The organism is Haladaptatus marinus (assembly GCF_051194195.1).
The window spans coordinates 178,423-204,245 of record NZ_JBLZNK010000004.1 but is presented as its reverse complement, the minus strand read 5'-3'; the positions used below and the strand labels follow the sequence as shown (position 1 = coordinate 204,245).

The window sequence follows — 25,823 nt, the reverse complement described above, 5'->3', positions numbered from 1 at the left end:
CTAAATGGCCTTAAGGGCATTAATCATGAAAGAACATTATCTTTAAGTTCTGTCCATTGTAGATACCGATGCGATGTCTGCCACAATAATCCTCGGTGTGATCGGGTCCGACGCACACGCCGTCGGCATCACGATACTCGACCAGGCGCTTTCGACGGCTGGCTTCGATGTCGTCAACATCGGCGTCCAGTCCAGCCAGCGGGACTTCATCAGCGCAGCGAAAGCACACGAGGGTGATGCAGTACTCGTCTCCTCGCTCTACGGCCACGCCGAACAGGACTGTCGTGGCTTTCACGAGGCTATCGAGGCCGCCGGACTCGACCTCATCACCTACATCGGCGGCAACCTCTCGGTCGGGCAGGACGACTTCGAGCAGACGAAAGATCGCTTCCGGGCGATGGGATTCGACCGCGTCTTCGACTCCGAAACGAAACCTATGGAAGCGATTGCCGCCCTCAAAGCGGATATGAACATCGCGGAATCCGAAGCCGAACGAACGAGGCTCATATCCTGAGTCTCCTGTTTTCCTCATGTTACGTGATACACGACTCCCCACAGAGACCCTCACACGAATCGACGACCGAATACGGGAAGACTGGACGGTCGAAGCCCTAGACTTCGAGGAAGCGGTCGCCTACCACGACTCGCTGCCGGACAGCAAGCGGTTCGCGCGCGTGCTCCAGAGCGCCGACCGACCGCTTCTCCAACCCCGTGCTGGCGTCCCGCGACTGGACGACCAGATTGCCCTCCTTCGGCATCTCGAAGATGCAGGGCGAGCGGATTTGCTCCCGACGACCATAGACTCCTACACGCGGGACAACGAGTACGAAAAAGCCCAGAAGGGCCTCGAAGACGCCCGCGAGAGCGGCAACGACACGCTCAACGGATTTCCTGCCGTCAACCACGGTGTCGAAGGCTGTCGCAAGCTTATCGAAGGGGTTGACGCTCCCATCGAGGTGCGTCACGGCACTCCCGACGCTCGCCTCCTCGCGGCCGTCACTTTCGCTGGCGGCTTTCAGAGCTTCGAGGGCGGCCCCATCTCGTACAACATCCCGTACACGAAAGAACGCGACCTCGAACAGACCATTGAACACTGGCAATACGTTGACCGCCTCGCCGGTGCCTACACGGAACGCGGCGTCGTCATCAACCGCGAACCGTTCGGGCCGTTGACCGGCACGCTCGTCCCGCCGTGCATCGCCATCGCCATCGGCGTGGTCGAAGGATTGCTCGCCGCCACGCAGGGTGTTCGAAGCATCACGCTCGGCTACGGGCAGGTCGGCAACCTCGTGCAGGACATCGCGGCCTTGCAAGCTCTCCGCGAACTCGGCGAGGAGTACCTCCCTGACACGGTGACCGTCACCACCGTCTTCCACGAATGGATGGGCGGGTTCCCACCCGACGAAGCCCGCGCCAACGGCGTTATCGCGCTCGGTGCGGCCACCGCCGCAATCGCGAAACCGGACAAGGTCATCACCAAATCGCCGCAGGAGTTCGGCGGCGTCCCCACGAAAGAGGCCAACGCGGCAGGATTGCGAACCACTGGACAGATAATCGAGATGGTGCGCGGGCAGGACATCAATCTGGACGGCGTCGAGGAGGAACGGGAGTTCATCGAAGCCTCCGTGCGGTCGCTAATGGACACAGTTCTCGTGCTTGGCGACGAGGACGTTGCACGAGGCATCGTCGAAGCGTTCGAAACGGGCAAGATGGACGTGCCGTTCGCCCCGAGTGAGAGCGCGAAGAGTGCGGTGTTACCGGCTCGTGACGACGATGGTCGGGTTCGAATCCTCGAATTCGGCGACCTCGCCCTCGATTCGGAGCTCAAGACGATTCACACCAACCGCCTCGACCAACGGGCGCGCGCTGAGAACCGAGACCGCTCATTCCAGATGGTCGCGGACGACGTGGACGCCATCAGCGACGGCCGACTCATCGGCCGTCGCGGCGGCGACCAGCGCGGAGGTGACCGAGCGTGACAACCATCGCATCGGTTCGTGCGATGCCCACCGTCTCCGGGTTCTTCTTCGACGACCAGCGCGCTATCAAAGCGGGCGCAAAACAGGACGGCTTCACGTACCGAGGTGACCCGGTGACGCCCGGATTCGACCGCATTCGGCAAGCCGGAGAATCGGTCAGCGTCATCCTCGAATTGGACGATGGCACGGTCGCCCGTGGCGACTGTGCCGCGGTTCAGTACTCGGGTGCGGGTGGTCGCGACCCACTTTTTCGAGCGGCGGAGTTCGCGCCGGTAGTCGAGGGAACCGTCGCCGATGCACTGGTCGGTCGCTCCGCGCGCGAGTTCCGCGAGAATGCGGAAATCCTTGACAGTCTCACGACCGACGGAGAACGACTTCACACCGCGATTCGATACGGCGTCTCGCAAGCGCTGCTCGACGCCGCGGCGATTGCTCGCCGCGATACCAAGACGGACGTGCTTGCCGACGCATACGGAACCGTTCCCGCAACCGACCCGGTTCCCGTCTTCGGGCAGTCGGGCGACGACCGCCGCCACAACGCCGAGAAAATGCTGTTGAAGGGCGTGCCAGTCCTCCCGCACGGCTTGTTCAACAGCGTCGAAAAGGTCGGTTCGGAGGGCGAGCGATTGATTACCTATCTGGACTGGCTCTCACATCGCGCGGTCGAACTCGGTTCTGACGGCTACGAACCGCGATTCCATGTGGACGTGTATGGCGTCCTCGGCGAGGTCTTTGAGTGTCCGTACGACCGCGACGAAATCACGGACTACTTCGCCGACCTTCGGGACGCCGCGGCCCCGTTCCCGCTACAAGTCGAAGGGCCGATGGACGAGGGAGGCAGAGGGGAACAGATTTACGCCATGGCCGAACTCCGCGACGGACTCGCCGACGCGGGTGTCGGCGTGGACATCGTGGCCGACGAGTGGTGCAACACCTTCGCGGACGTTCAGGCATTCGTAGACGCCGCTGCCGCGGATGTGGTGCAGATCAAGACGCCCGACCTCGGTGGCATCGGGCGGAGCGCTGAGGCGGTGCTGTATTGCGACGGCACCGACACCCGCGCGTATCTCGGTGGGACGTGCAACGAAACGGTCACGTCCGCGAGAGCGTGTGCGCACGTCGCACTCGCCACCGACGCCGCCCAGACGCTCGCCAAACCGGGCATGGGCTTCGATGAGGGATACATGGTGATGGAAAACGAGATGCGGCGTGCGCTTGCGCGCCGTGACGCACGGACGACGGTGACGACGGATGGACGATATTGAAACCAGATACCCAACGGTGACAGAAGATGACTGATTGGACGAACCAACAGACGTTTGCGAACGCGCTGGAGCGAGCGGAGACCCAGGAGAAGGGGAACTGCTTCGAGGACTTCAGCGAGGGACAAACTATCGAACACGCGCCGGGACTCGTGCTTTCCCAGCACGCCAACGAGCTATGGATGAGCCAAACGCTCAACCACGACCCGATATACTGGCGGTCTGACGCCGCGCGAGCGGTCGGCTACGAGAACCCTCCCGTCCACCCTGACTACCTGATAGCCAGTGTGATGGGGCCGAGCGTCGAGGATTTGAGCGAGAAAGGCGGCTACTTCCTCGGCCGCGACGACGTGTCGCTCCACGACCCGACGGTCACGCCAGGTATCGAAATTCGAGTCGAATCGACGGTCGAAGCCACGCGCGAATCGAGTTCCCGCCCCGACTACGGCATCGTAACCTGGCAGACGGGCGGATTCGACGCCGAGACGGGTGACCTCCTTCTTTCGTACACCCGGACGAACATGATTCCTCGCCGGGAACCGATGGCTACCGACGGCGGGAGCGAGACTCCGGGGGAATCCCGACCTGCCACGGAAACCGACGGTTCCGGCCTACCGAGCGAATTCGTCCCGCCTTCCGGCCCCTATTTCGAGGATTTCCGTGACGCACTCGAACGTACCGCAGACCGCGACGCGACGGTCGCCTACCGTCACGAACGTGGGCGGACAATGGACGACATGATGGTGGCGACGTTGCCACTCCTGACGCTCAACACCGCGAAGCAACACCACAACGACCACTACATGGCCGACACACCGTCTGGCGAAATCGTCGCCTACGGTGACGTAACTCGGTCGGTCGCACTCGGTCACGCACGCTCGGATGAGCGAACCTACCGTGAAATCGGATACGGCGACGAACGATTCCACGATTTCGTGACCGTCGGCGATACGATCTATGGGTTTACTCGCGTTCTCGATACCGAGGAGACGGGTGACCCGGAAGCGGGCAAAGTCACGTTCAAGCATTACGCGTTCAACCAGCACGACGAACCGGTGTACTCTGGTACCCGAACCGCAGCCGTTCAGAAACGAAATCGATAATCATGACGACGAGACTCTGCCGAACGTTCCAGACCGCACCCGCTGCCGTCCCCCGGGACGACAGCGCGAAATACCTCCGCTCGGGCATCACCGCCGAGGGGTTTTCAGCACCCGACTGGTTGGTGCCCGACCTCGAAGACGGCACCGCCCCGGAGATGAAATCCGAAGCACTCGAAAACATTCAGGAGTTGCTTCCGGAGCGCGCACCCGATTTCCCGGGCGAAATCTGGCCGCGCGTCGAGTGGTCGTACGACAGCGAAGCCATCCGCGAACGCGGTATCGACCAAATCGAGACGCTCGCCGAGACTGTCGGCGACCACATCAATGGCGTCGTCGTTCCGAAGGTCGGGCGTCTCGAAGACGTGCAGGCCGCCGAATCAGCGGTTGCCGCCGCGGCACGTGCGGCCGACGCCGATATCGAATTTGCAGTCATCATCGAATCGGCGCGTGCCCGGTCTGACCTCCGTGAAATCGCCCTCTCCGGACGTGAATCGCTCCTGACCGCACTCGTGTTCGGGCCGGTCGATTACACCGCCGAACTCGGCGGGCGGGAAATCGGCCAGCGACCAACATGGTCGGGTCTTCACGAGGCGTTGTCGAACGAAGCGAGCGCGAACGACTTGCTTGCAATCGGCGGGCCGTTCGACCGCCTGTTCCGCGAACGCGCCGGCGTTACGTTCTACAACGGCGACGGCTATGCCGACCACGTCGAACGCGAAGCACAGGTCGGACTCGACGGCAGTTGGTCGCTCCACCCCAATCAGACGGCGCAAGCCAATCGCATCCACCTGCCGACCGCCGACGAACTTCGGACGGCGGTCAAAAAGATAGAGGCGTTCGTCGAAGCGAAAGACACCGGGACAGGTGCGGTTGCCATCGACGGACAGATGGTGGACGAGGCGACGCTGAAGAACTTCGAGAACACGGTCGAAACGGTTCGCACCGTTCACGATGCGCATGAGGAGCAGACGAAAGAACGGTACGAAGGGGTGTTGCTCGACCGAACACTCGCACTCGAATAGTTTCGAACCCGAAGCGAGTGGAGACCGAATCCGTCTCCAACTTAATTATCGTGCGAACCGTAGATGAACCGGTGAGAAACGGTGGCCGAGAACAGCGCGCCGTTGGGGACGTGTCCGTTCTGCCGGGCGACGATTCCGGCGGATAGCCTGCTCATCGAATACGATACCGATGACGGCACAATGATGTACGCGGAGTGTCCAGGTTGCCGGGAAGTCGTCCATCCCGAATGAGATGCCGTCGAGTCATTTCGTTGGGGAGTACACTTATGCGAAATCCGAGTGTTAGAAGATAGCATGGCAGACGTTGCAATCGTCGGTGGCGGCCCCGCCGGGTTGAGTGCTGCATTGTTCACCGCAAAGAACGGATTGGACACCGTCGTGTTCGATACGGACGACACGTGGCTGCACAAAGCACACCTGTTCAACTATCTCGGCATCGAAAGCATCGATGGAAGCGAGTTCCTCGAAAAAGCCCGTGAGCAAGCCGACGATTACGGGGTGGAACGGCATATGGGGGCTCCGGTAACCGATATCGAGCGGGACAAGGATGACTTCCGAATCGTGACCGACGACGGGGATCACGTCGTTCACTACGTCGTGTTGGCAACCGGCGCGGATCGCGACCTTGCGGAGCATTTGGGCTGTGATTTCACCGATTCGAACACCGTTTCCGTCGATTTGAGCATGGAGACGAGCATCGAGAACGCCTACGCCACCGGTGCGATGATTCGTGACCAGGAGTGGCAGGCGGTCATCTCCGCCGGCGACGGCGGTGCAGCAGCGCTCGATATCCTGAGCAAGGAGAAAGGCGAACACTTCCACGACTTCGATACCCCCGAGGACGCGTAGAGTTGAGTCGGTACTGAACGACCGGACAAACCTGCCTCGTTTTTAGAGTCTCGATTCCGCGGTGCAGCACGACGTGACGAGACATCTCACGACTGAAGGGTGGTCTCGGAAACTGGGGATTCCAGTATCCGTGAAATCAGTTAAGTCCGCCTAGACCGTACTATCCGACCATGTCCAGGCTTATTTTCGGCATGCTGGGATTCGTCTTGGCACTGTTTCCCGAGCAGGTTCGCGAAATTTACAGCGGTGTAGGAGAATGCCCCGAGCCTTGACCCCGGGGTTGAATCCGATAGACAGGGGTACAAACGATTAAGTGAATTCATTGCTAATCGATAGACAGCGATAGAGTACAGTCATCGCTTCCCTGCGTATCCGACACAGCAAGTAGCGGCTGAACTGGAACAGCACATCGACGTTCACCGCCAAGCATACAACTACACCCGATACGAGTACACCCACGTGGACGCCGATACCATCGGGTCGGCGTACAAACATCACGACCGTCTCACCGATTGGAAAACCGAGTTCCCGGTGTTCAAAGAGATTCACTCGAAAGCACTGCAACGAACCGTCACACGATTCTACCAGAACCTCTCGAATCTCAAATCCCAGAAGGACAACGGGCGAACGGTCGGGATGCTCACGTGGAAGTCTCCACGCGAGTTCCAGAGTATGACCTACTCGCAATCCGGCTTCGAACTCAAAAACACGAGTGGCCGCACAGCGACCCTCTGGTTCTCCAAAATCGGCGACATCAAAATCCGCTACCACCGCGAAATCCCCGAAAAAGCGTCCATCAAAGAGGTCACCATCAAGAAGGAGACAACCGGCGACTGGTTTGTCTCATTCGGCCTCGAAACCGACGACGCCGACCTCCCCGAGAAACCCGACGTAGAGGAGTTGGATGCGAGCAATAGCGTGGGGATTGACCTCGGTATCCTCAACTACATCCACACCTCGGACGGCAAAACCGTAGACTGGCTTGACCTCGAAGACGAGTACGAGCGACTCCGCCATGAGCAACGCAAGTTGTCGCGGAAGGAGAAAGGGTCGAACAACTACGAAAAACAACGCCGGAGGGTCGCCACGACCAAGCGGCACATCCGGCGGAAGGTGCTGGACTACCAGCACAAGATAACAACGTGGCTCGTCCGCGAATACGACGCTATGTTCGTCGAAGACTTGGACGTGAAAGGGATGCTTGAACAGTCGTACAACGCTCGCACCAAGCAGGACGCGGCGTGGCGACAGTTCATCATACTCCTCGAATACAAGGCTGAGTTGTACGGGACGCACGTCGTGCAAGTGGAAGCGGCAGGAACGACGAAGGAGTGTGCGTCGTGTGGTATGGAGACGGCGAAACCTATCTGGGTCAGAGAACACGCCTGCCCAACGTGTGGATTTGAGTGCAGCCGTGACGCGAACGCGTCGTTGAACATCCTTCAGCGCGGCTTTTCTGAACTAGGGCTGGGATGGCCCGAATCAACGCCTGTGGAGACTGCGCTCCCTACGGACCCCCAACCAGTGTCTGCAAAGCGCGTCATCGAAGCAGGAAGCCTCGGGGCTTGACCCCGAGGCGATTCACGAGCAGATTGCTATCGAGAATCCTGACGCGTGTACCCCTCGGGTATCGACCGACCCTGCGATTCGAACAGAAGGGCTCATATTCGCGGTGGCCAGTTTCATCGATGGAAGAGTCTACGCCTGGTTGATGAACCTTCTCGGCGTAGCGGGCGGTGTTGCGCTTTTCTTTCCAAAGCAGTCACTCCGGTTCAGCACGGCCCTCACCTACGAGCAACCGGATACCGTCACGTGGAACGACGGTTTTATCGCCGCCGTCCGAGGCTTCGGTGTGTTGTATCTCGTTCTAGCCTACAGTGCGTTCAAAAAGCGTCGCAGTCGGTAGCTCGTGCCGGATTATGGGCGCTCCCCAATGGTGGGAAACTCGCCACCGACTTTCCTTCGAATGAGTTCTTCGTACAGGGCTGGCCCATCGGAGATACCGTCGAGGTTCACGGCGGGATTGACATCGATGACGTAGATGGATTTGTGGACGAGAACATCCAATTCGAACAGGACGAGGTCGAACAATACCTCGACGTGTTTGACGTAGCGAGCGAGGCTCGGCGTCATCTGCTGTTCGACGGGGGTGGAGCCGTCGCGGGGCAACTTGACTGCGCGAACTTCATCACCGATGCCGAACAGTTTGTAGCTTCGATGGGGAACGACGTACTTCTGGACGATTTGCTCGTCGGGAAAGTCGTATGCACCGGCGAGGTGGACGGCAAAGTCGTGTCCGCGGGCGTCGAACTCGTTTCTGGGTTTGATGATCGCGGGCGGAAAAATCGTGATATCTCTCGCTCGTCCGTACTGATACTCTGGAACCAGAACCTTTCCGTGTCGAAGCGTCCGATAGCAGTTGAGTCGGTCGGCCGTTGCACGCGCTCCTTCGTCGCTGTTTACCGTCGGTATTCCGGCGTCCCGTGCGCGTTTGAGGTCGGCGAGCGCTCTCGGATGCCAGCTTGCCATATGATAGAAGTCAAGTCCGAGTTCGTGGAGGTCGTGGTGTTCGACACTTGGATCGAACACCACGAGCGTCGCCCACGACCGAAGCCGGTCGAGCAGTTCGCGCTTGGCTGCGTTCCCGGAATCGGGCCAGTACGCGAGGCCAATCGTCGGCCGGTTAGTCGAGGGCGTCATCAGTGGAATCCGGAGGTGGTCTGGACGAATGGACGACTGACCACTGGACGGCACGAAGCGGGTTCATTTGCAACGGTAGGTGTTGAAGCGGCTTGTAGTGTGCCCTCCTCTGGCCGGGACTGGAAGCGTGGCCCGTAGGGAAATATCGAGGCGAACGCCTCGCCATTTAGGGCGAAGAGGATGAGAAGGAAAACTCACTTCCCATTGAACGTCGCTGGACGACGTGGATTATTTGAGGAGTCCAATACGAAAGATAGTGGACAGTGGTGCGCAAGTTCGAACCGTTTGCTCCTGAATCAGCTATCTTCTTCGCATGGGCCAAAGGTATCGCCATGGGCGCGATGTGGATCCACAGCTGACGGAGGTACTTCGATCGTCCTCCCTTTGTGACAGATTTCGACCTTATTCTGGCCTGGAGCATCACCGCTTCGGCCTGGTGCGTCCGTGACCGTTACTGTATCAATAATGAATCCGAGAGCGGTATTATTGCTAAACGTAGCACCACCATTTACAGAATACGAACCAGGTGCACTGTAAGAATGGGTAAATGTTGCACTATTTCCGGATGCCCTGTCTACAGTTCCGTCACCCCATATAATTGCAACACTGATTGTACCCGATTGAGTACTGTTGACAGTTGCGGTAACCGTCTCGCCAACTCGGACTTCAGTTGGGGTGACGGAACCGGTTAATTCTTGTGCTGAATTGATCCCCGTTCCTGCGGTCAGCCCAAACACACCTGCACTTGCTCCACCAACCGTTTTGAGTACTGCTCGTCGTGAAAGCTGTTTTTGTTGGCTCATTCTCCCCCCCCCCGAGAGTGGGTAGTTCGAGTAAACGAATAAATATTATTGAAACATACTGTTCAAATCAATAAGTTGAGCTACACTCAGCAGTTACTGTGTCTGTGACTGTTCCGTTGACATCGATGTCCCCGGACTCATCGAAGTCACCAATGAGTGCCACTCGATGCATTTCCTTCGGACGACGAGAGTGAAACGACAGAATGCGATTGTCACGACCTCGCTGGAGTCCGTCCTGACCGAGCGTGCAAACGGGACGAAGGGACTATCGAACTATCCACCGGTTTACCCCGATGCGATTTCTGCGACCCCCGACTCGTGATCGCCTCATTATCAGGATTCACATCCGTCGAGACTCCCTTTTTCCCTCTGTATCTCGTTCTCAAAGCATATGAGCGAAGCCTGTACATACTGTGGGAGTGACGTCGTTGTGCATGATCCCGTCTTTGTCGCCGAAGAACGAAGGGGAGAACGAACTACTGTCGGACAGTTCTGTAATTATGCTTGTCTGGCTCGATACATCGAGGAGAACGAACTCGAAACTGGCGCATGCTGTCAACGTGATTTCTCCTAACCACTGTTGCTGTGTCTCCTCCAAGTAACCGACAATCCTCCTTGGCACCGGTGAACCTGCTCGTCCGAACGCGAATACGGCCCACAGCAAAGCAGGCTCGTTAATTTTATTCCACAATTTCATATTGTGGCCAAAATATATCTAACAACACCGCTGGTAGGTTCCGTCCCACCATGGCTGACCAACCCCGCACCAGCCGACGCACCGCACTGAAACTGACCGGTAGTGCAGTTACATCAACGGTTTTCGCTGGCTGCACTGGCAGCTTACCAGGCAGCGGCGAGAGCAAGGAAGATAGCGGTTCAAAGAAGAAAGGGAAAGGAAAAGAGATACGTCTTGGAGCGAAACAAAACGGTTGGCAAGGCCGTGCGCCCAAGTCGATTAAAGGCAAGAAGAACCCGACACTCATACTCCAACCCGGCCAGAAGTACACGCTCATATGGGAGAACCTCGACGGCAAAGAACACGAACTCTACATTGTCAACAAAAAGGACAAGCCGGTCGTCAAAAGCGAGGATGCCGAAGAGAAAGGAAAGACCGTGAGTACGACCTTCACCGCCTCGAAAAAGATGGTTCAGTACTACTGTGAATACCATCCGCAATCGATGCGGGGCGATATCAAACTCCAGCAAAAATAGAACGCGTTTCGTCCAGTATTACTCCCGATACTACCATTTTTGATGCCTTCGAAGACTGCTTTCTGCGACCCTGAAACGGACGAGACCGCAATCTCACTCATGTGGGCGGCCGACGAGAAACACGAGTGGAAGCAATTCAGTGCGACCATGCGCTACCTACCTATTCACGCTTGGCAGTACTACGAGTTTGGTAAAGCCGATCACGTGGCGACGTTCACCCGATAGACGGTCACTCTCGACACCACAGAGCACTGCGAGCGATTCACCGCCCCAGAGGGTGGCTTGTGTACGAGGACTGCAGCGGTCGGATTCCCCGGTTCACACGCTCGAAAGCGGTTCGCAACCCGGAGCAGTACGGGTGTGGGGCCTATGATAGAACCCATTACTGAGAAATGTGGAGTGATGACAGATCTGGTCATGCGATTCGCTGAACTGCTATTTCATTAACCATTTTTGAATTGGATCCGCCAAAAAGAGGAACAACCACGAATACATTGCCAACCGTGCGCTTATGAGAGCCACTAGAACAGACCCTGTGAAAATAGCAGAGGGAATCAGAATAGACAGTGTGATTTCTCGTACTTGATCAGTATCAACTGTTTCATCAAGCAGGCCGTTCGCCCATGCATATCGCCAAAGACCGGCAAAGACGATCCCCGTTAGCGCAAGGGTTCCGGCGTAGACAATTACAGGAAAGCTTCCTGGAAAATCACCGAGCAGTGCAGTCGAAAAGGGAATAAACGCGATGAACATGAGATAGATAATATTCAACCACAGGAGTCTGCGGTCATAGTACTCGATATCCTCAAAAACACTGTGATGGCCGATCCAGTAATTCCCTATCACGAGAAAGCTGATGACGTACGCTAAAATATCCGGCCATTCAGTAATAACCCTGTATACTCCTACTGCCGCTGATCCAGTCCGTTCAGGCAGTTCAATGTTCAGTATTAGCAACGTAATCGCGATGGCGAAAACACCATCGCTAAATCCGGTAAGTCGGGATAATCCCTCCGATTCCTTTTGAGTATCTTCTTCCACCTCACTCATGAGACTCGTTGACTATCTCTGGTTTGATAGTGTTTGTGTAGCGGTGAGACTCGCATTCCACTCGACAGTGATCTGGCAATCTATAGTACTAAAATAAAATCGACGGCGGTCGTTTCCGAAATCGGATCGATCCATCAGGAGATACAGAAACGATGGTCTGCATCCTTGATGGGTTTCCAATTTCTGGTCATTGGGTGGGTTAACTGCAGATTTTGTCCGATAGCCATTTATCCATTTAGAATCAATATCTACCACGGAGGTAATTCTATGTCAATGGGCACGTTCGATGGAGAGGAGCACGAACGTCGCGAGAAGAAAATCGGATCAGTTGGCACTGATTCGGACGACCGACGGACGATCTTCGAAGGTCACGTAGAGTACATCGGCGACGACTCGATCGAAGAGCTTCTCGCTCGACTGAAAGAAGTGAAGGAAGGGTAGCCCATAGGCTAACTGAGCACTATTCCACTTGTCGTGATTACTCTACCCAGTCGTGAGTGCTATATCAGACAGGTGACCAACGTTCATTGGGATAGTAATCAGAACACGCTCGTGAATTCCGTTTACCGGCACGAAGTGGTAGGTAGTGAGCGAGGACTTCAGTCGTCGCATTGCCCACTATCGGTGCTTGAAGACAGGTCGCAATCCCGAGCAATACGGATTTAACAGGTGCGGTGGATCGCTTCGAGTTGTGAGAAGCGCCACTCACTACCTCAATCTAGATTGAGTAGTATTCTCGAAAGGGGGATACTAAGAAGATTTTCGCGTACTGCAGCGTCTTTCGTGAGTTTCAATTACCATTTTCACTCCGAATGATTCAGATGGCATATCTATCTAAGATAGATTTCCCAGCTTAGACAGCTTAGAAAAAATAAACACATAGTACAAATTTGACCCCTCTAGTGGCGAACTTCGAAACACATACCGATTGCGTGGGGCTGTGAGCCTGTAACAGGACAGTGTGTACAAGATGATGACGGCACTGTAACCCCTGCCTACTCGCTCACGTTGCTCACTCCTTGAGAAAGGGGCTTAGCGCCTGTATTCAGCTAAATCGATATCATCACCACGGTCCGATTCGTGCAGAATGAACGGTCCAATTGCACTCGTCCGCTTCGCAATGGTTGCGATTCGCAGGACGATAGAGGTAAGCACAAAAAACGGGACGATAGTGATCGCTGCGGATGCGCTAACGACCCAGATGATATTCGCGACGCCGAAGGTCACACCAGGAAACGAGCTCGGAGCCAGAAAGAGTAATGTCGCAATGGCAACCGCCAATGCAGGAAATGCAGTGATCAAGATCGACCGAATGAGACGCACGAGTTCCCACTGGAAGTAGAGTGATTTGAAGTGCTCTCGCAGCGGGCCGAAAATCATGAGTACGTCGATTAATTCATCGAACGCACGTTGCTCCTCATCGTCGAGACTATCTTCGTATTCGGTTTTGAGCCAAAGGGCACCATACAGTTTCCACGAATGGTTATAGTTCATGGCAGTACGTAGCAGATTGAACTCACCGAATTCAGCATCCGCTAATTGATCTTCTACCTCGTTGGCGTTCTCGACGAGAGCGGTAACGAATTCATCGACTTGTTCACATAACTCGTTGTTACTGTTCTCTGTAAGATCTTCTGCGAGAGTTTGAGCACGTTCGTTGCTCTCTTGGACAAGATTGCGGAGAAATGTCTCGGGATCTGGTGGCCCAATTGTATCGAAGATACTGTCAACATCACGGCGGAAATCAACAGCGTCCTCCATTCGCTCTCGTTTGGTTTTTAGCGATCCGAGTTCTTGTGAGAGAACTAATTGACCGATTGTGACGACAAGTGTCACACCAGTAATGAGCGACGCGATAAACGCTTGAAAGGCGATCCCAACTTGATTTGTGCTGCTCATGACCGAGCGGAACGATGTGGGACCGACCGTTCCAGAAATGACAAGAATAATGAATAGACCGACAGTAAACATGCTGGTGATCACCCACCGATCTCCATTGAGTAGAAACCAAAATCTGACTCGGGGCTCGTCCATTCGTCCTACCATGGACTCGTCCTCTTCTCCCTCGCTCATGACCGCTAATAGGCTGTCTGTAGTGAAAAGGACATCTGCTGAACAACTCTATTGGCGAGCGAGTAGCATTTGTGAGCTTTCAATCACGAATTGACTCTTCTCGACGAGTTGCAAAAGGTTATTCATACTAGACAGGTTCTATGAATAATGAGTGGATAACCAACAGAATTATGCACGTTCACGTTATATTGTTGGTTAAGGATGTACAGCACTGATGTCGGAACCAACCAAACCCCAACCCTCCGATTTATTGCCGAAATACGTCGTCGAAGGGCTCCAAAAACAAGACAGCGAGACGCTACGAGCCGTCGCACACTATGCACAAGAACTCCGCGTCTACTATGCAGCACAGGCGGAGGTCGATCGCACAGCTGCCGCCGACACTCATCACATCGAACGGGCGACCGCGGATGAACTCGCCGCTAAGGCACAAAAGAAGGGAATCCCCGAAGACGTCGCAGATTGGAATACGATCTTAGAAAAGGGCGTTCCTGCGAAAGCATCGATCGTGACGAAGGCGATCAACGACAATCAGTATTATTATTTCCAGTGGCGAGAGGGTAACAGCATTAAGTCGGAGTATCTCGCTCCAGTGGGTTCGAAATGACATTTCTCGGCAGCAATGGTACCCTACTATGAGTATGCAAGTGACTCCCACGCAATAACCAACATTACTGTGTTGAACAATACTGTAGGTTAAAGATAGTGGGAAACATACCAACACACCGAGATTAGATAATCTTCGTCTCGTGAAGAAAGGAATCAAATTGTAATGACTGAACCCGATCCCCCACTTTAGTGTAGCACGTGCGATGCCGCGCTCGTCCTTGATCATGAACAGCAGACACTGACCTGCTCTGATTGCCTGCGGGCTCTCCGCGACGCAGTCTATGATTACAAACGCACGTTGGAGTCTCCTCGAAAGTACGAATGAACGATCGTCCAACTGCACACCCCCGTCACCGGAGTATTTGTGATTGACCCGCTGCTCGTCGGTAGAAAAATCCAGATTTACTTATGGAATTTATTTGTGGGAGATAGAAAACTCAACGGTGTCAGGGAGAAACCACTGTATCATATAATTAACAAACTTGACTTAGCAGTATCATTCGCCATCGACAGCGGTTAGTATTTTGACTACTATTCTTCATTCGATGTTGACCGCTACACGGCATCTTCTACGCTCGGTTCTGCGAGCTTACATCATCGTTCGGTCTCTATGCATTCAGCTTCCGGTCGATCCAGAGATATTTCACCGGCGCATTCGTAGCTGGTAGCGTCGCCAGTATCGTATCTGGTCGAGATCCCGTCCCACGATCTATCCACTCATATCCGTCACCGTAAGACAGCTCCATTCGTTCTCCTGTCTGATAGTCGACAGTCACAACATCTCGGACGGTTCCAATATCAATATCTTTGATGAGCACCTCAACAGATTCATCGGCTTCCTCTTTAGGATCTGCCCACGAGGCGACAAATATGCTATAGTTGACAAGGAAAGCATACTGGGATTCGAACGAACTCGCATCTTCATCTGTAATGTCGTATCCAACGGTCACTCGATCAGTAATCAGGGTGACGCTGTCTGCTCCCGTGAGCAAATCCGTTAGCGCTGTCAACGTTTCACCCATCGAGCTCTTTCGTAGTGTATTGTCGGCAGTGTTGTCCCTATCGAGTAGCATTGTCGGCTCCAGTGGCCGATTCTTGTCATTTCTATCATAGTTCATGTTGTACCAGAATAACTTGAACTGGTCAGTGGTCGTCCAGTCGTGTCTTATCGACCAATCGAGGACTGGAATAATATACTGTGGGAGCCACTGGGTCGGGTCATTCTGTTCCCAAGGCTCGAGGGCGGTTTTGTCGTCGTTCTCGGTTAACCCCTCTTCGGTGAGATAGATACCCTCCAAACGCCCAGGCTCGATGTACTTCTCGTACACGTGGTCGAGCAGGGGTATCATCGAATCACCACCTTTGTGTTTCTTGGCGACGTTTACGTCGCCCTTCAGGTAGTGTAGTGAGAGTACGTCGATGTGTTTCCAGGCATCCTGATATTCTAACCAATTGTCCAGCCCAAACTTTGCCCCCCACGCCTCTCCATCATAAGTGGTCGGATCCCCATTGATCGCAACGTCCATGTCCCAGCCCCACCATTCTACCGTCGCAGACGGTCCGACAACCTTTTTGTCGTGTTCGTGGAGTACTTCCGCTGCTGGAGTGAGTATTTCGTTGACGTATGTTTTCAAATTCCGTTTCTCTTCCCTCATGACTCGTAGGAACCAATAGAGATTCGGCTCGTTCCAGACCTCCCAATATTTCCAGTGATCAGGGCTTCTCCGGACGATATCGTCGATGAATTGCTTCCACTCGCTTACCTCTGGCGGGTAGTGTTTCGATTTGTAGGACGGGCCATCATCCGGACCCGTTGATGCGTGACGAGGAGTCCACGTAAGTACGGGAAGGACGTCGATATCGTTTCGTTCGGCGTCTTCGATGACTTTGTCCCAGAAGCTCCAGTCGTATTCATCTTCGGTGCTTTCGGTTTGATGCCACTTCGTCCCTTGGCGCTGCCACGAGAGGTTCATTCTAGGGAACCATTCGGAGAGGTCTTTCCCGTGCGCCGCTCCGAAAAAGTTGTCGACAAGCTCTCCAGATACTGTAGGGGATTTTTCCGAGTTATCTCGAGTGGCGGCCGCACCCGTCGTGCCGAGAATTAAACTGGCATTTGCTGCTCCGACGTATCGCAAGAAATCGCGTTTTGTTCCCCAGAGGGACAAATCTTCTCGGCTCCCATCTCGATCGAGTTTTACGTTTTTCCCTTTCATCTCTTCATCTATCTCAGCCACCATATAATAATTCATTTTAATAATAATTTATCTTCCAAAATTATCAGATGTACAATTGGCGTCCTGCTAAAAATAAAATTGCTGACAAAAACCTGAAGAGGTGGCTCGACATCGATGAAACCGATGAAAACAGCACTGGCTTTGCCAGCCAAACGCGACGATCGCTGGGAGCAAGCCGCACAAATCGGTGCCGAACAGGCGGTAGTTCACCCACACATGAGCGACTTAGACAACGGACGTCGAGGAGACACCCCTTGGGAATTCGATGAATTACTTCGCATGAAAGAAGGATTCGACCAGGCCGGTCTGGAGGTCGGCGTCATCGAAGGAGGAACGCCGTTGACCGACACGACCCGCCTTGGACTTCCAGGACGGGACGAGGAGATCGATCGCTTTTGTGAGTTCGTCCAAATGCTGGGCCGGCTCGATATTCCAGTGCTTTGTTATTCGTGGATGACTCACTTCTGGTGGCTCCGAACGACAGACACCTATCCGACGCGGGGAGGTGCGTGGACGACAGCGTACGAGCACGAGACAATGCAGCGTGGCCCACGTCCCGATATCCCGAACATCACCGAAGAAGACCTTTGGGAAACGCTCGAATACTTCCTTAAGCGCGTCGTGCCCGTTGCGGAGGAGGCGGACGTACGTCTCTCGATGCATCCCGACGACCCACCTCTCAGCCCGATTCGGGGAGTTCCGCGTATCATGACGAGCGTTGAGGCGTACGATCGTCTACTTGACCTCGTCCAGAGTCCGGCAAACAGTGTTAACTTCTGTCAGGGTAACTTCGTCGCGATGGGTGCAGACATACCCGAAACCATCCGGAATTTCGGTAATGAAATCTCCTTCGTTCATTTCCGTGACATCGATGGCGATGCCGAAAATCTCGTCGAGACGTGGCAGGACGACGGGCAAACCGACATGGTCGAAGCAGTCGAAGCCTACCACGACATCGGTTTCGAGGGCCCGGCCCGTCCAGACCATGTTCCGACGATGACTGGCGAGAAACAGGAGACGGCCGGCTACGAAATGAGAGGTCGGCTGTTTGCAGTGGGATATATGCGTGGTCTCATCGACTCAGTGTACCGGTAGTGGATTTAAAGAGTTCGTACTCCGAGGTAGCAAAATCGAGATCCAGATAAGCGACTTCGATCCGACTGAACAACACGAAATCACCCCAGATGAATCGTCGTTTACTCGGAAACAAATAGACGTCTCGTAGCTCGATGATCGCGTCTCGTAGGTCGTACCACACCTGCCAGTGAGCGCAATAAGCAACGAGAGCTATCCTCGTACCGGACTCAAGGATGATCCTCATCGTCTATTCAGCCGTGACCATCATGGGTAGTCCACTTAACCCAGCACTTGTCATCCGGGTAGTGATGGATATAGTGATCGATAAATCCGGAGAAGATTCAAGAGGGATTGCCCGAAAGAGCGTTGCATGCAGACGTCACTATTGACCAAAGTCTTCAACGGCTGTAACCTAGAAACCGCCTGCAAGCTGACCGCCGAAGCGGGATACGATGCCGTCGAACTGATGGGTCGGGAACCGCACCTCGGCCCCGAGACAAGTATTGAAGAAGCCGAAGGACTACGCGAGTATCTGGACGAGTTAGAACTCGAAGTTTCCTGTTTGGCATCATACACCGGTAATTACGCGAACCGAGAAAAGAGCGAGGCGGACCGTGAGGCTGAACTCACCGCTCTTGACCACTACTGTGACCTTGCTGTGGCGCTTGACTGCGACCTCATCCGACACAACCCCGGGGGACCAGCTGAACACCATGCCACGACAGCCGACTATGAGCGAGCCGCATCGTGGCTCCAACGCGCAGCCGACCGAGCGGCCGAGGATGACCTCCGCCTCGGCGTTGAGATTCACTCCTCGACCATCGTCGAATCATCGACAACAGCCGTTGACCTCTTCGAGCGCATTGAACGTGACAATATCTGTGCGATCCATGACGCGGGCAATATGTATATCTCCGATGTCCCCTACGGGCCGACATCAGTAGCGACGCTTGGTGAGTGGCTTGGTCACGTTCACGTCAAAGACGAAGTTCGAATCAGCGATCCCGACGCCTACGGTGCCTTCGAGATCGAAACGACAAACGGCGAAGAGACGTTTCGCCCATGCTTGCTCGGTACCGGTGGTGCAGACCATGGGCCATTGTTCACAGCGCTTCAAGAACAGGAGTACGACGGTGCACTTACTGCAGAGTGCCATCTCCCACCACATGCCACCCTTGACCCATTGGCCATCGCCACTCACGAGCGAGCGACCGTCGAAGACCTTTGGATCGCGGACAACGAATGACTAGTTGACTTGGGTGATATCATACATGCGGTCTGTGATGCTATTGCGAATGTTCTGGGCGTGATCGGCTCCACTCGTCTCTACCTCGAAGGTGATGAACGACTCTCCCACATCGAGGTTAGCATTCGCGCGATAGTGGTGTGTATATTCGCTTCTCCCCGCGTTCTGACCGATCGAGTTCGCTGGAGATGTTCCATTTTCAACCGCACCTCTGTTTCCGTTGTTTCGTCGAGTGACCGAGTTCGACTTACCGGCGTGTGCCGGACAATATCTGGATCGAATCAGTCGGCTGCGATTCGGACGTCTTCACGAATCACCTGTGCCATCCTGCTCATCGAGTGGGGAATGATTCCTCTTAGATATTGCACTGCACCCAAGCCAACACAATGCTTAAGAAGATTGGGAGGGGGCTAGACGACAATGCAACGTATCGGACTAGTCGGTCGTGGATTTATGGCGCGAGTACATGCTCGGCGATATGCAGCGGCAGCCGATGCACGAGTTGTCGGCGTTGCCTCCCCATCTGGCCCAGAGGAGTTTGTGGAGTCGTTTGTTCCGGAAGCAACGGCATACAAGGACGTTTCGGTAATGTTCGACGAGGTCGATCTCGATGCCGTGGACATCTGTACACCAACAGACACTCATCACAACCTTGTTATCGAGGCTGCCCGGCGTGGCTTCGATGTGCGTTGTGAAAAACCGTTGGCACGGACGCTAACTGACGCCTGTGCGGTGCGTGAGGCGGTGGAAGATGCTGATGTTGCCTGCCTTATCGGGCACGTCACCCGATTTTTCCCGGCGTACGCTCGCGCCAAAGAGCGCATCGATGCGGGCGAAATCGGTGACGTGGGAAACGTTCGGACAGTTCGCCGGTCACCCGTCACAGATCTCAGTGACTGGTTCGGCGACCGTGAACGTAGCGGCGGGACCCTCCTCGACCTCGCCATCCATGACTTTGACTTCTTACGATGGGTTTGTGGAGACATCGAACGTGTCTTTGCCAGGCGGTCCGCGTGGGACGAGGCCGAGACAACACTGACGACACTACGGTTTGTGAACGGCACCGTCGGACACGTTGACGCCCGCTGGACGGATACTCCGGGTGCAACGTTCAGCGCCGGCTTCGAACTGTCAGGCGATGCCGGCCTCATTGAGCATGACACCGCTGACTCAACGCCACTTGAACTCCACACGACGACCGATTATCTCGATGAAAGTGAACTTGGCATCCCGTTGGAACGAGATCCATATCAGCGACAAATCGACCATTTTCTCGACTGTGTTCGCGGTGACGACGATCCGCGGGTGACTATCAACGACGCCATCGCCACGCTCCGAGTGTCACTGGCGGCACTCGAATCGGCTGACCGAAGGGTTCCCGTCACTATCGCCGACGTAACTTCGTAGTCGGCCGAAGCTATTTGTGGGTGAATGACCGTGGAAAGGGTATGCACCGACAGTTGCGAACCCGACGCGTTCTCATGGAGTTAGATCGATGAGCGACGGTGGCTATATCCCACTCGCATCCGACAGAGAAATGAACTGGTCGCTGTTCGCTGTTGGTGACACGTGTCTCGCTCCCGACCGAGCAGACCGTGAGTTGCTCGCTCCCAAACTACGTGAGCGGGTCATGGCGGCAGATGTGGCCACAGTAAACATTGAAGCTCCAGTCGAAGTGCCCGAACCAACGCCAATTCCGAAGAGCGGACCGGCACTCGCTACGCACCCCGAGACCCCCGCATTGCTTGCCAAAGCTGGTTTCGACGTTGCGACGCTAGCGAACAACCATCTCTTCGATTACGGTACCGAGGGAATGAGAGCGACCGTCAGAGCCTGCCAAGAGGTCGGTATCGACACGGCAGGAGTCGGTGAGGATCGAACAGCGGCACTCAATCCTTCGATTGTTGACGTGGACGGCGTTTCACTCGCCATACTCAGCGCCTGCGAGCGGGAGTTTGGTATCGCCGAACGCGACGCCTCGGGCACCGCCTGGAGCGCCCATCCCGACACCATCGACGCTGTGCAAGCAGCCGCGGAAACGTACGATGTCGTCGTCATAGTCGAGCATGGTGGAATCGAATACGTACCATTCTCGCCACCGCAACGCCGCGAGCGTCTGCGACGGTTTGTGGACGCGGGCGCTGATCTCGTCGTTGGCCACCATCCACACGTTGTGCAGGGGTGGGAGCGCTACGACGGTGCACTCATTTGCTACAGTCTCGGTAATTTCTGTTTCGACCGGCAATCCGAAGATGAGAACACTGGGTGGGGACTGGCGATCGAGGTGGAGTTTGACGGTGCGACGCCGGTCGGGGCAGATCTCGTCCCGGTTGAAACCGTCGACGGCATTGTTCATCCGTTGGGTGTCGAACGATCCCGCGCTGACCATCTCGCCCACCTGCGTCACCTTGCCGATTTGACCTCCGACGACGAGCGTTATCGTGGACACTGGCAAGCCGTAGCGGTTCGTGCGTTCCACCAGCGCTACTCGAACTGGCTACTGACCGGTGTCGGCGAGAATCTCGTCCAAGCTCGAACAAACCCGACCGACCCCACCGCCCAGCGAGCATTGTGGAACCCCGAGCGCCGGCGGGCGGAGCTGCTCACTTTACTCAACGTCTTACGGAACGAGTCTCATCGAGCAACGATGACAAGCGCTCTCGCAGTACTTTCTGGCGAACGAGAGGACGAGCGAACCCCTGTGATTGAGGAAACGGTCGAAAGCCTGCTCACGTGGACACAGCGCCGAAGACAAGCGTTTTAGGGGATGGTTTTATATTCTATCTCTGCTATTCAAGCGTACGCACATGATAGATGTAGGTCTCGTTGGACTCGATACTAGCCACGCAGAGGCTTTCGCTAGCACGCTTTCTGACTTCGGAGATATGGAACTAAATGGTATTTGGGACGGTGGATCGGTTCGCGAGCAAGCCTACGTGGAAGACTTTTGTGACACGTATAATACATGTCGCTACGAGGATCTCGACCAGATGGTCGATCGAGTTGACGCCGCAATGGTGCTGACGGTCAACTGGGAGACACACCGCCCAATTGCGATTCGATTTCTTGAGGAGGGAGTCCCAACACTCGTTGATAAACCGCTCGCGGGGAACCGCAAGGATGTCGACGCCATCGCCGAGGCTACCGAACATGCACCCCTATTCGGTGGGTCGGCAGTACCCTTCCATCCGGATTTCGACGATATCCCTCGTGGTGAGGATGATCGGACAATGTTTGCCGCCGGCTACAACGATTTCTTCTATTATCGGGTTCATCTCACCGATACACTTAGACTACTCGCAGATGCCGATTGGGCAGACGTAACGCCAACGGCGAAACCAGGAACGACAGTAGATATTCGTTTCACGAATGAGACGCATGCGACACTCAGATTCGATGGCAATTCGGTGGGTGGATCGTTCAGCATCCTCGACGTCGGCGACAGAACACGAACCATCGAGATTCCAGCAAAGAAGGAAGCGCTCAGGGAGATGTACGGCCCATACCTCGAGACGTTTCGGAACGTCGTCTACGGAGAACGAGACACCACTGATCGCATTCTCGATTCGGCAGGACTGCTGTTGGCCATCGAAACCGCACTCGCAAAGGGCCAAACAGTGCGGCCGAATGATGATGCCATCGATGATCTTCATGTCGACGGTGTGGCGTTCCTCGACCAGTACGATCCGTATTACTAACACGAAGAGACGACCAACAATAGAATTCTCCTTGCTTCACGGGGACAGAGATTCAAAACGATACTATCTCAAGGTTCGACAGCAACAGTATTGTCGGGCCAAATGGCTAGACCAGCCATCATCCCGTTTTGAATTGCAAAACGACTTTCGAAATGGAATAACATCCATTACATACATAGAATTGTAATGTTTGAAGGGATATCCGTAATTGTCTAGCACACAATGCCGCAGGAGGAGAGAACCCCAGCCAGATTAGTCGATAAAACGGCCCTGAAGGGATGTTCCAAGAGGGTTTGGGAGGACGAAACGGTCCGGCGATGATATCCCGACAAAGATCCATCGTACTGGTCGATACAACGGCATTTCATCCGTGGGCGGTTCTGAGCGGCCCATGACTACTCCGTGTTTACCACCAGCCAACCACGCACGCTCTTTCGACTGTAGCGTTTTGTTATCCCAAAAGCTGTTTTTTTTAGAAACACGGTGAGTGACTGATAAATACGATTCTTGCCTGAACCAAAAGGTCGTTATGATGGCGGCCGAAGAAAGGGTATGCGACGTGTTCGCTTCAGAGACGAGACAGGCATTGCTCGCACTGGTAACTGGACTGGCGATGGTATCCAAACCGCAGATCGATCCTACAACCCTGCAGGTGTAGATATCCTCCCGCCCTGCGAGCCAACGAAGATAATATGTCAGGCAGGGGGATATATGGATCATCGTGAAGAATCTGGATTCGACGACCGGCCAGAGCGCCCTGAACTGTTTATTAAGACCCCCAACACCGTCATTGGGCACGGAGACGCTATCGAACTGCCACCGAATCGGGACGAAGTGGATTTTGAGGGGGAGTTTGCCGTCGTCATCGGAAAGGAGTGTCGCGCCGTCGATGTGGACGACGCGATGGCGTACGTGGAGGGATACACCTGTGTTAACGATATCTCGAATCGCGACGACCAGCAGTCAGAGCGCAACTGGGTACGTGGGAAGTCCTTCGACGGCTCGCTTCCGATGGGTCCCGTTCTTGCCACTCCTGACGAGGTGCCGAAAAACGCCACGCTCACCCTCCGACACAATGGTGAGGTGAAACAAGAGACGACCACCGAGCACATGATCTTTTCTGTGCCGGAACTCGTCGCGGACGTATCTGAACTGATTACACTCAATCCGGGAGACGTAATCGCGACCGGAACACCCTACGGCCCGGACTCACTGAACGAGGGGGACGAGGTTGAAGTGGAGTTCGAGGGCGTCGGTACCCTCACGAACCACGTGACGACGCGCTAACTCGGCGGATTAAGTCCCAGCCGCATATACTGGTTTTTACTGACCGTGTAATCATCGAGCGCCGCAACCATCGACGCACGGAGCCGATCTTCGACACCGTCATCCGATCCAGCGATATTTTCCTCCTGAACCGAATCGTTCTCGGTGTCGAACAGCATCGGGTCGCTGTGACGAGCGACCGAGGGTGCGGAGAAACGCCACACAGGGCAATCCGTGAAAGGGAGAAAACGCCCGGACTTGGAGTCCATCTTTGGCTCAAGGGGATCGAAGTTACCTCGAGGATTCATCATCGAAGTGGAATAACAGTACGCGTCGACATCTGGGTCACACGGGTGAAAGTAGGTGTGGCGGCCATCAGTCACGTTCATTGAGGACCCCCAGTAGCCGTACAACACCCGCTCGCGGTGATCTACGGTCTCGCCCGTGACGACCGGAAGAACGCTCTCACTATGGACGTGGTCAGGGATGGGAGCTTCCAACACATCGAGGATGGTCGCATAGAGGTCGACGGCCGTGGTGAGTGCGTCGACGTGCTCGCCATTGTAGGCGCCGTTAGGGTGCCAGATGAGTAGCGGAGTTCGAGCGAGCACGTCGTACAGGGGTGCACGGGGCTTGCCGATCCATCCGTGTTCACCAAGATAGTGGCCGTGGTCCGCGGTAAGGATGACCATCGTCTCGTCCCACGCGTCGGTGGCATCCAGTGCGTCGAGGACACGGCCGAACCATCGATCGACCATCGTCACCTTTCCAGCGAACTGTGCGCGGACGAAGTTGAGTTCGCGGTCGGAGAGTTCGCCCCGTCCCGAGTCCACGCGCCCGTAGTGGGGCCAGAACGTTAAATCAGGGTCGCGCGGATTTTCGTCGGTGTACATCGACGCGTACGGTTCGGGACAATGAAATGGTTCGTGGACGTCGAAACTATCGACGTAGCAGAACCAGTCGTTCCAGTCGCGATTCGCGCGTAGCCAGTTGGCGGTGAAGCCGAACACCTTCGGTGCGAAGAACTCGGTCTCGTCGGTCTGGTCGAAGCGAGAAACATTGCGGGCGTATTGCGCGCGGTTGATGTACTGGAGATCCTCAGCCGGCCAACGATCGGGATCAGTCGTTTGGTGCAGTAACGCATCGTCGTCGGGAATGCGTGGTGTGGTCTGCCACGCGTCGCACTCGTGACCGCGGATGAACTCGAAACCATGGAAGTCCTCGTAGTACCCCTGTGCACCATGCTGGAAGTAGTGGTAGTGGTCGGTGACCAGTTGCGTAAGCACCCCCGCCTCACGGGCCGCCTGGGGAAGTGTAACATCGTAGGCTTCAACCGGCCCCCAGGGCCGCCAGAGAAAGTCCTTCACACCAGTGATCCACTCCCGCCGAGCGGGCATACAAGCAAGACTGCCAGCGTAATGACTGTCGAACACCGCCGCTTGCTCGGCGAAGCGATCGAAGTTGTCTGTTTCTACGTCGAACTCCAATCTGCGATCCTCGTAGCACCCGAGGAAGTGACGGGCGAGGCTGTCGATGGAGATGAAGAGAACGTTCATTTCATCCCCCCCCCGATACCACGTAGTGACTCCTCATGGTTGTTGACTGTGATGTGGGTGCCAGAAACGTCGTACAGCAACCTG

At 55.4% G+C, this 25,823-nt stretch carries 25 protein-coding genes; 19 read left to right on the top strand and 6 right to left on the bottom strand.

Going from position 1 to position 25,823, the window contains the following annotated elements; all coding sequences use genetic code 11:
• Positions 1–73: 73 nt before the first annotated feature.
• From glmS to ACN2TU_RS14905, 9 genes are all read left to right on the top strand, one after another.
• On the top strand, positions 74–514 hold the full coding sequence (gene glmS, locus ACN2TU_RS14945; protein ID WP_435156461.1) for a methylaspartate mutase subunit S: 441 nt from the start codon (positions 74–76) through the stop codon (positions 512–514).
• 16 nt (positions 515–530) lie between these two features.
• Positions 531–1,979 carry a methylaspartate mutase subunit E gene (locus tag ACN2TU_RS14940; protein ID WP_435156460.1) on the top strand — a complete coding sequence of 483 codons (1,449 nt, stop codon included), beginning with the start codon at positions 531–533 and terminating at the stop codon, positions 1,977–1,979.
• Positions 1,980–1,984: 5 nt separating this feature from the next.
• Positions 1,985–3,244 (top strand): methylaspartate ammonia-lyase, encoded by a 1,260-nt coding sequence (locus tag ACN2TU_RS14935; RefSeq protein ID WP_435157041.1) that lies wholly within the window; start codon positions 1,985–1,987, stop codon positions 3,242–3,244.
• Between the two features lie 26 nt (positions 3,245–3,270).
• Positions 3,271–4,344 carry a 2-methylfumaryl-CoA hydratase gene (gene mch / locus ACN2TU_RS14930; protein ID WP_435156458.1) on the top strand — a complete coding sequence of 358 codons (1,074 nt, stop codon included), beginning with the start codon at positions 3,271–3,273 and terminating at the stop codon, positions 4,342–4,344.
• A gap of 2 nt (positions 4,345–4,346) precedes the next feature.
• On the top strand, positions 4,347–5,366 hold the full coding sequence (citE, locus tag ACN2TU_RS14925) for an L-malyl-CoA/beta-methylmalyl-CoA lyase (RefSeq protein WP_435156457.1): 1,020 nt from the start codon (positions 4,347–4,349) through the stop codon (positions 5,364–5,366).
• Positions 5,367–5,447: 81 nt separating this feature from the next.
• Positions 5,448–5,597: a DUF7837 family putative zinc-binding protein gene (locus ACN2TU_RS14920; RefSeq protein WP_435156455.1), complete on the top strand. Its 150-nt coding sequence runs from the start codon at positions 5,448–5,450 to the stop codon at positions 5,595–5,597.
• A gap of 63 nt (positions 5,598–5,660) precedes the next feature.
• The gene (locus tag ACN2TU_RS14915) at positions 5,661–6,215 is read left to right on the top strand and encodes an NAD(P)/FAD-dependent oxidoreductase (RefSeq protein ID WP_435156453.1); all 555 of its coding nucleotides are present in this window, start codon (positions 5,661–5,663) and stop codon (positions 6,213–6,215) included.
• Positions 6,216–6,557: 342 nt separating this feature from the next.
• A complete protein-coding gene (locus ACN2TU_RS14910) occupies positions 6,558–7,784 on the top strand; it encodes an RNA-guided endonuclease InsQ/TnpB family protein (protein WP_435157040.1) in 1,227 nt (408 codons plus the stop codon).
• 142 nt (positions 7,785–7,926) lie between these two features.
• On the top strand, positions 7,927–8,121 hold the full coding sequence (locus tag ACN2TU_RS14905; RefSeq protein WP_435156451.1) for a hypothetical protein: 195 nt from the start codon (positions 7,927–7,929) through the stop codon (positions 8,119–8,121).
• An 11-nt stretch (positions 8,122–8,132) separates the two neighbouring features.
• On the opposite strand, the gene ACN2TU_RS14900 is transcribed toward ACN2TU_RS14905, so the two are convergent.
• Together ACN2TU_RS14900 and ACN2TU_RS14895 are read right to left on the bottom strand one after the other, a co-directional pair.
• Complete coding sequence (locus ACN2TU_RS14900; protein WP_435156449.1) at positions 8,133–8,915, bottom strand: ATP-grasp domain-containing protein; 783 nt, start codon at positions 8,913–8,915, stop codon at positions 8,133–8,135.
• Positions 8,916–9,211: 296 nt separating this feature from the next.
• Complete coding sequence (locus ACN2TU_RS14895; RefSeq protein WP_435156447.1) at positions 9,212–9,718, bottom strand: hypothetical protein; 507 nt, start codon at positions 9,716–9,718, stop codon at positions 9,212–9,214.
• Positions 9,719–9,908: 190 nt separating this feature from the next.
• On the opposite strand from ACN2TU_RS14895, the gene ACN2TU_RS14890 reads away from it, so the two are divergent.
• The gene (locus ACN2TU_RS14890; RefSeq protein ID WP_435156445.1) at positions 9,909–10,040 is read left to right on the top strand and encodes a hypothetical protein; all 132 of its coding nucleotides are present in this window, start codon (positions 9,909–9,911) and stop codon (positions 10,038–10,040) included.
• 425 nt (positions 10,041–10,465) lie between these two features.
• Positions 10,466–10,930, top strand: coding sequence for a cupredoxin domain-containing protein (locus tag ACN2TU_RS14885; RefSeq protein ID WP_435156443.1), 465 nt, complete (start codon positions 10,466–10,468; stop codon positions 10,928–10,930).
• Positions 10,931–11,365: 435 nt separating this feature from the next.
• Here ACN2TU_RS14885 and ACN2TU_RS14880 read toward each other — a convergent pair whose 3' ends face one another.
• A complete protein-coding gene (locus ACN2TU_RS14880; RefSeq protein ID WP_435156441.1) occupies positions 11,366–11,980 on the bottom strand; it encodes a TMEM175 family protein in 615 nt (204 codons plus the stop codon).
• Between the two features lie 267 nt (positions 11,981–12,247).
• Between ACN2TU_RS14880 and ACN2TU_RS14875 the strand changes: the two genes are divergently transcribed.
• On the top strand, positions 12,248–12,421 hold the full coding sequence (locus ACN2TU_RS14875) for a DUF5786 family protein (RefSeq protein ID WP_435156440.1): 174 nt from the start codon (positions 12,248–12,250) through the stop codon (positions 12,419–12,421).
• Between the two features lie 591 nt (positions 12,422–13,012).
• Here ACN2TU_RS14875 and ACN2TU_RS14870 read toward each other — a convergent pair.
• Positions 13,013–14,053: a DUF7972 family membrane protein gene (locus ACN2TU_RS14870; protein ID WP_435156438.1), complete on the bottom strand. Its 1,041-nt coding sequence runs from the start codon at positions 14,051–14,053 to the stop codon at positions 13,013–13,015.
• Between the two features lie 214 nt (positions 14,054–14,267).
• Here ACN2TU_RS14870 and ACN2TU_RS14865 point away from each other — a divergent pair, with 214 nt between their 5' ends.
• Positions 14,268–14,660 (top strand): hypothetical protein, encoded by a 393-nt coding sequence (locus tag ACN2TU_RS14865; RefSeq protein WP_435156436.1) that lies wholly within the window; start codon positions 14,268–14,270, stop codon positions 14,658–14,660.
• Positions 14,661–15,270: 610 nt separating this feature from the next.
• On the opposite strand, the gene ACN2TU_RS14860 is transcribed toward ACN2TU_RS14865, so the two are convergent.
• A complete protein-coding gene (locus ACN2TU_RS14860; protein ID WP_435156435.1) occupies positions 15,271–16,317 on the bottom strand; it encodes a hypothetical protein in 1,047 nt (348 codons plus the stop codon).
• Positions 16,318–17,019: 702 nt separating this feature from the next.
• Here ACN2TU_RS14860 and ACN2TU_RS14855 point away from each other — a divergent pair.
• From ACN2TU_RS14855 to ACN2TU_RS14830, 6 genes are all read left to right on the top strand, one after another.
• Positions 17,020–17,991: a mannonate dehydratase gene (locus ACN2TU_RS14855; protein WP_435156433.1), complete on the top strand. Its 972-nt coding sequence runs from the start codon at positions 17,020–17,022 to the stop codon at positions 17,989–17,991.
• A gap of 352 nt (positions 17,992–18,343) precedes the next feature.
• The gene (locus ACN2TU_RS14850) at positions 18,344–19,219 is read left to right on the top strand and encodes a sugar phosphate isomerase/epimerase family protein (RefSeq protein WP_435156431.1); all 876 of its coding nucleotides are present in this window, start codon (positions 18,344–18,346) and stop codon (positions 19,217–19,219) included.
• Between the two features lie 420 nt (positions 19,220–19,639).
• A complete protein-coding gene (locus ACN2TU_RS14845; protein ID WP_435156429.1) occupies positions 19,640–20,626 on the top strand; it encodes a Gfo/Idh/MocA family protein in 987 nt (328 codons plus the stop codon).
• An 88-nt stretch (positions 20,627–20,714) separates the two neighbouring features.
• Entirely contained in the window at positions 20,715–21,983 is a 1,269-nt protein-coding gene (locus ACN2TU_RS14840; protein WP_435156427.1) for a CapA family protein, read from the top strand.
• 43 nt (positions 21,984–22,026) lie between these two features.
• A complete protein-coding gene (locus ACN2TU_RS14835) occupies positions 22,027–22,917 on the top strand; it encodes a Gfo/Idh/MocA family protein (protein WP_435156425.1) in 891 nt (296 codons plus the stop codon).
• Between the two features lie 552 nt (positions 22,918–23,469).
• Entirely contained in the window at positions 23,470–24,204 is a 735-nt protein-coding gene (locus tag ACN2TU_RS14830) for a fumarylacetoacetate hydrolase family protein (RefSeq protein WP_435156423.1), read from the top strand.
• On the opposite strand, the gene ACN2TU_RS14825 is transcribed toward ACN2TU_RS14830, so the two are convergent.
• Entirely contained in the window at positions 24,201–25,739 is a 1,539-nt protein-coding gene (locus tag ACN2TU_RS14825) for a sulfatase (RefSeq protein ID WP_435156421.1), read from the bottom strand. The two genes, ACN2TU_RS14830 and ACN2TU_RS14825, sit on opposite strands and share 4 nt — an antisense overlap.
• Positions 25,740–25,823: the final 84 nt, after the last annotated feature.

What these genes read in the sequence shown, in the direction of transcription:
- citE (WP_435156457.1), top strand. Translation starts at nt 4,347, where the DNA reads ATGACGACGAGACTCTGCCGAACGTTCCAGACCGCACCCGCTGCCGTC.
- ACN2TU_RS14840 (WP_435156427.1), top strand. Translation starts at nt 20,715, where the DNA reads ATGAGCGACGGTGGCTATATCCCACTCGCATCCGACAGAGAAATGAAC.
- ACN2TU_RS14845 (WP_435156429.1), top strand. Translation starts at nt 19,640, where the DNA reads ATGCAACGTATCGGACTAGTCGGTCGTGGATTTATGGCGCGAGTACAT.
- ACN2TU_RS14900 (WP_435156449.1), bottom strand. Translation starts at nt 8,915, where the DNA reads ATGACGCCCTCGACTAACCGGCCGACGATTGGCCTCGCGTACTGGCCC.
- ACN2TU_RS14915 (WP_435156453.1), top strand. Translation starts at nt 5,661, where the DNA reads ATGGCAGACGTTGCAATCGTCGGTGGCGGCCCCGCCGGGTTGAGTGCT.
- ACN2TU_RS14825 (WP_435156421.1), bottom strand. Translation starts at nt 25,739, where the DNA reads ATGAACGTTCTCTTCATCTCCATCGACAGCCTCGCCCGTCACTTCCTC.
- ACN2TU_RS14905 (WP_435156451.1), top strand. Translation starts at nt 7,927, where the DNA reads ATGAACCTTCTCGGCGTAGCGGGCGGTGTTGCGCTTTTCTTTCCAAAG.
- ACN2TU_RS14870 (WP_435156438.1), bottom strand. Translation starts at nt 14,053, where the DNA reads ATGAGCGAGGGAGAAGAGGACGAGTCCATGGTAGGACGAATGGACGAG.
- ACN2TU_RS14835 (WP_435156425.1), top strand. Translation starts at nt 22,027, where the DNA reads ATGATAGATGTAGGTCTCGTTGGACTCGATACTAGCCACGCAGAGGCT.
- ACN2TU_RS14850 (WP_435156431.1), top strand. Translation starts at nt 18,344, where the DNA reads ATGCAGACGTCACTATTGACCAAAGTCTTCAACGGCTGTAACCTAGAA.
- ACN2TU_RS14940 (WP_435156460.1), top strand. Translation starts at nt 531, where the DNA reads ATGTTACGTGATACACGACTCCCCACAGAGACCCTCACACGAATCGAC.
- ACN2TU_RS14865 (WP_435156436.1), top strand. Translation starts at nt 14,268, where the DNA reads ATGTCGGAACCAACCAAACCCCAACCCTCCGATTTATTGCCGAAATAC.
- ACN2TU_RS14830 (WP_435156423.1), top strand. Translation starts at nt 23,470, where the DNA reads ATGCGACGTGTTCGCTTCAGAGACGAGACAGGCATTGCTCGCACTGGT.
- ACN2TU_RS14860 (WP_435156435.1), bottom strand. Translation starts at nt 16,317, where the DNA reads ATGAGGGAAGAGAAACGGAATTTGAAAACATACGTCAACGAAATACTC.
- ACN2TU_RS14895 (WP_435156447.1), bottom strand. Translation starts at nt 9,718, where the DNA reads ATGAGCCAACAAAAACAGCTTTCACGACGAGCAGTACTCAAAACGGTT.
- ACN2TU_RS14885 (WP_435156443.1), top strand. Translation starts at nt 10,466, where the DNA reads ATGGCTGACCAACCCCGCACCAGCCGACGCACCGCACTGAAACTGACC.
- ACN2TU_RS14855 (WP_435156433.1), top strand. Translation starts at nt 17,020, where the DNA reads ATGAAAACAGCACTGGCTTTGCCAGCCAAACGCGACGATCGCTGGGAG.
- glmS (WP_435156461.1), top strand. Translation starts at nt 74, where the DNA reads ATGTCTGCCACAATAATCCTCGGTGTGATCGGGTCCGACGCACACGCC.
- ACN2TU_RS14875 (WP_435156440.1), top strand. Translation starts at nt 12,248, where the DNA reads ATGTCAATGGGCACGTTCGATGGAGAGGAGCACGAACGTCGCGAGAAG.
- ACN2TU_RS14880 (WP_435156441.1), bottom strand. Translation starts at nt 11,980, where the DNA reads ATGAGTGAGGTGGAAGAAGATACTCAAAAGGAATCGGAGGGATTATCC.
- mch (WP_435156458.1), top strand. Translation starts at nt 3,271, where the DNA reads ATGACTGATTGGACGAACCAACAGACGTTTGCGAACGCGCTGGAGCGA.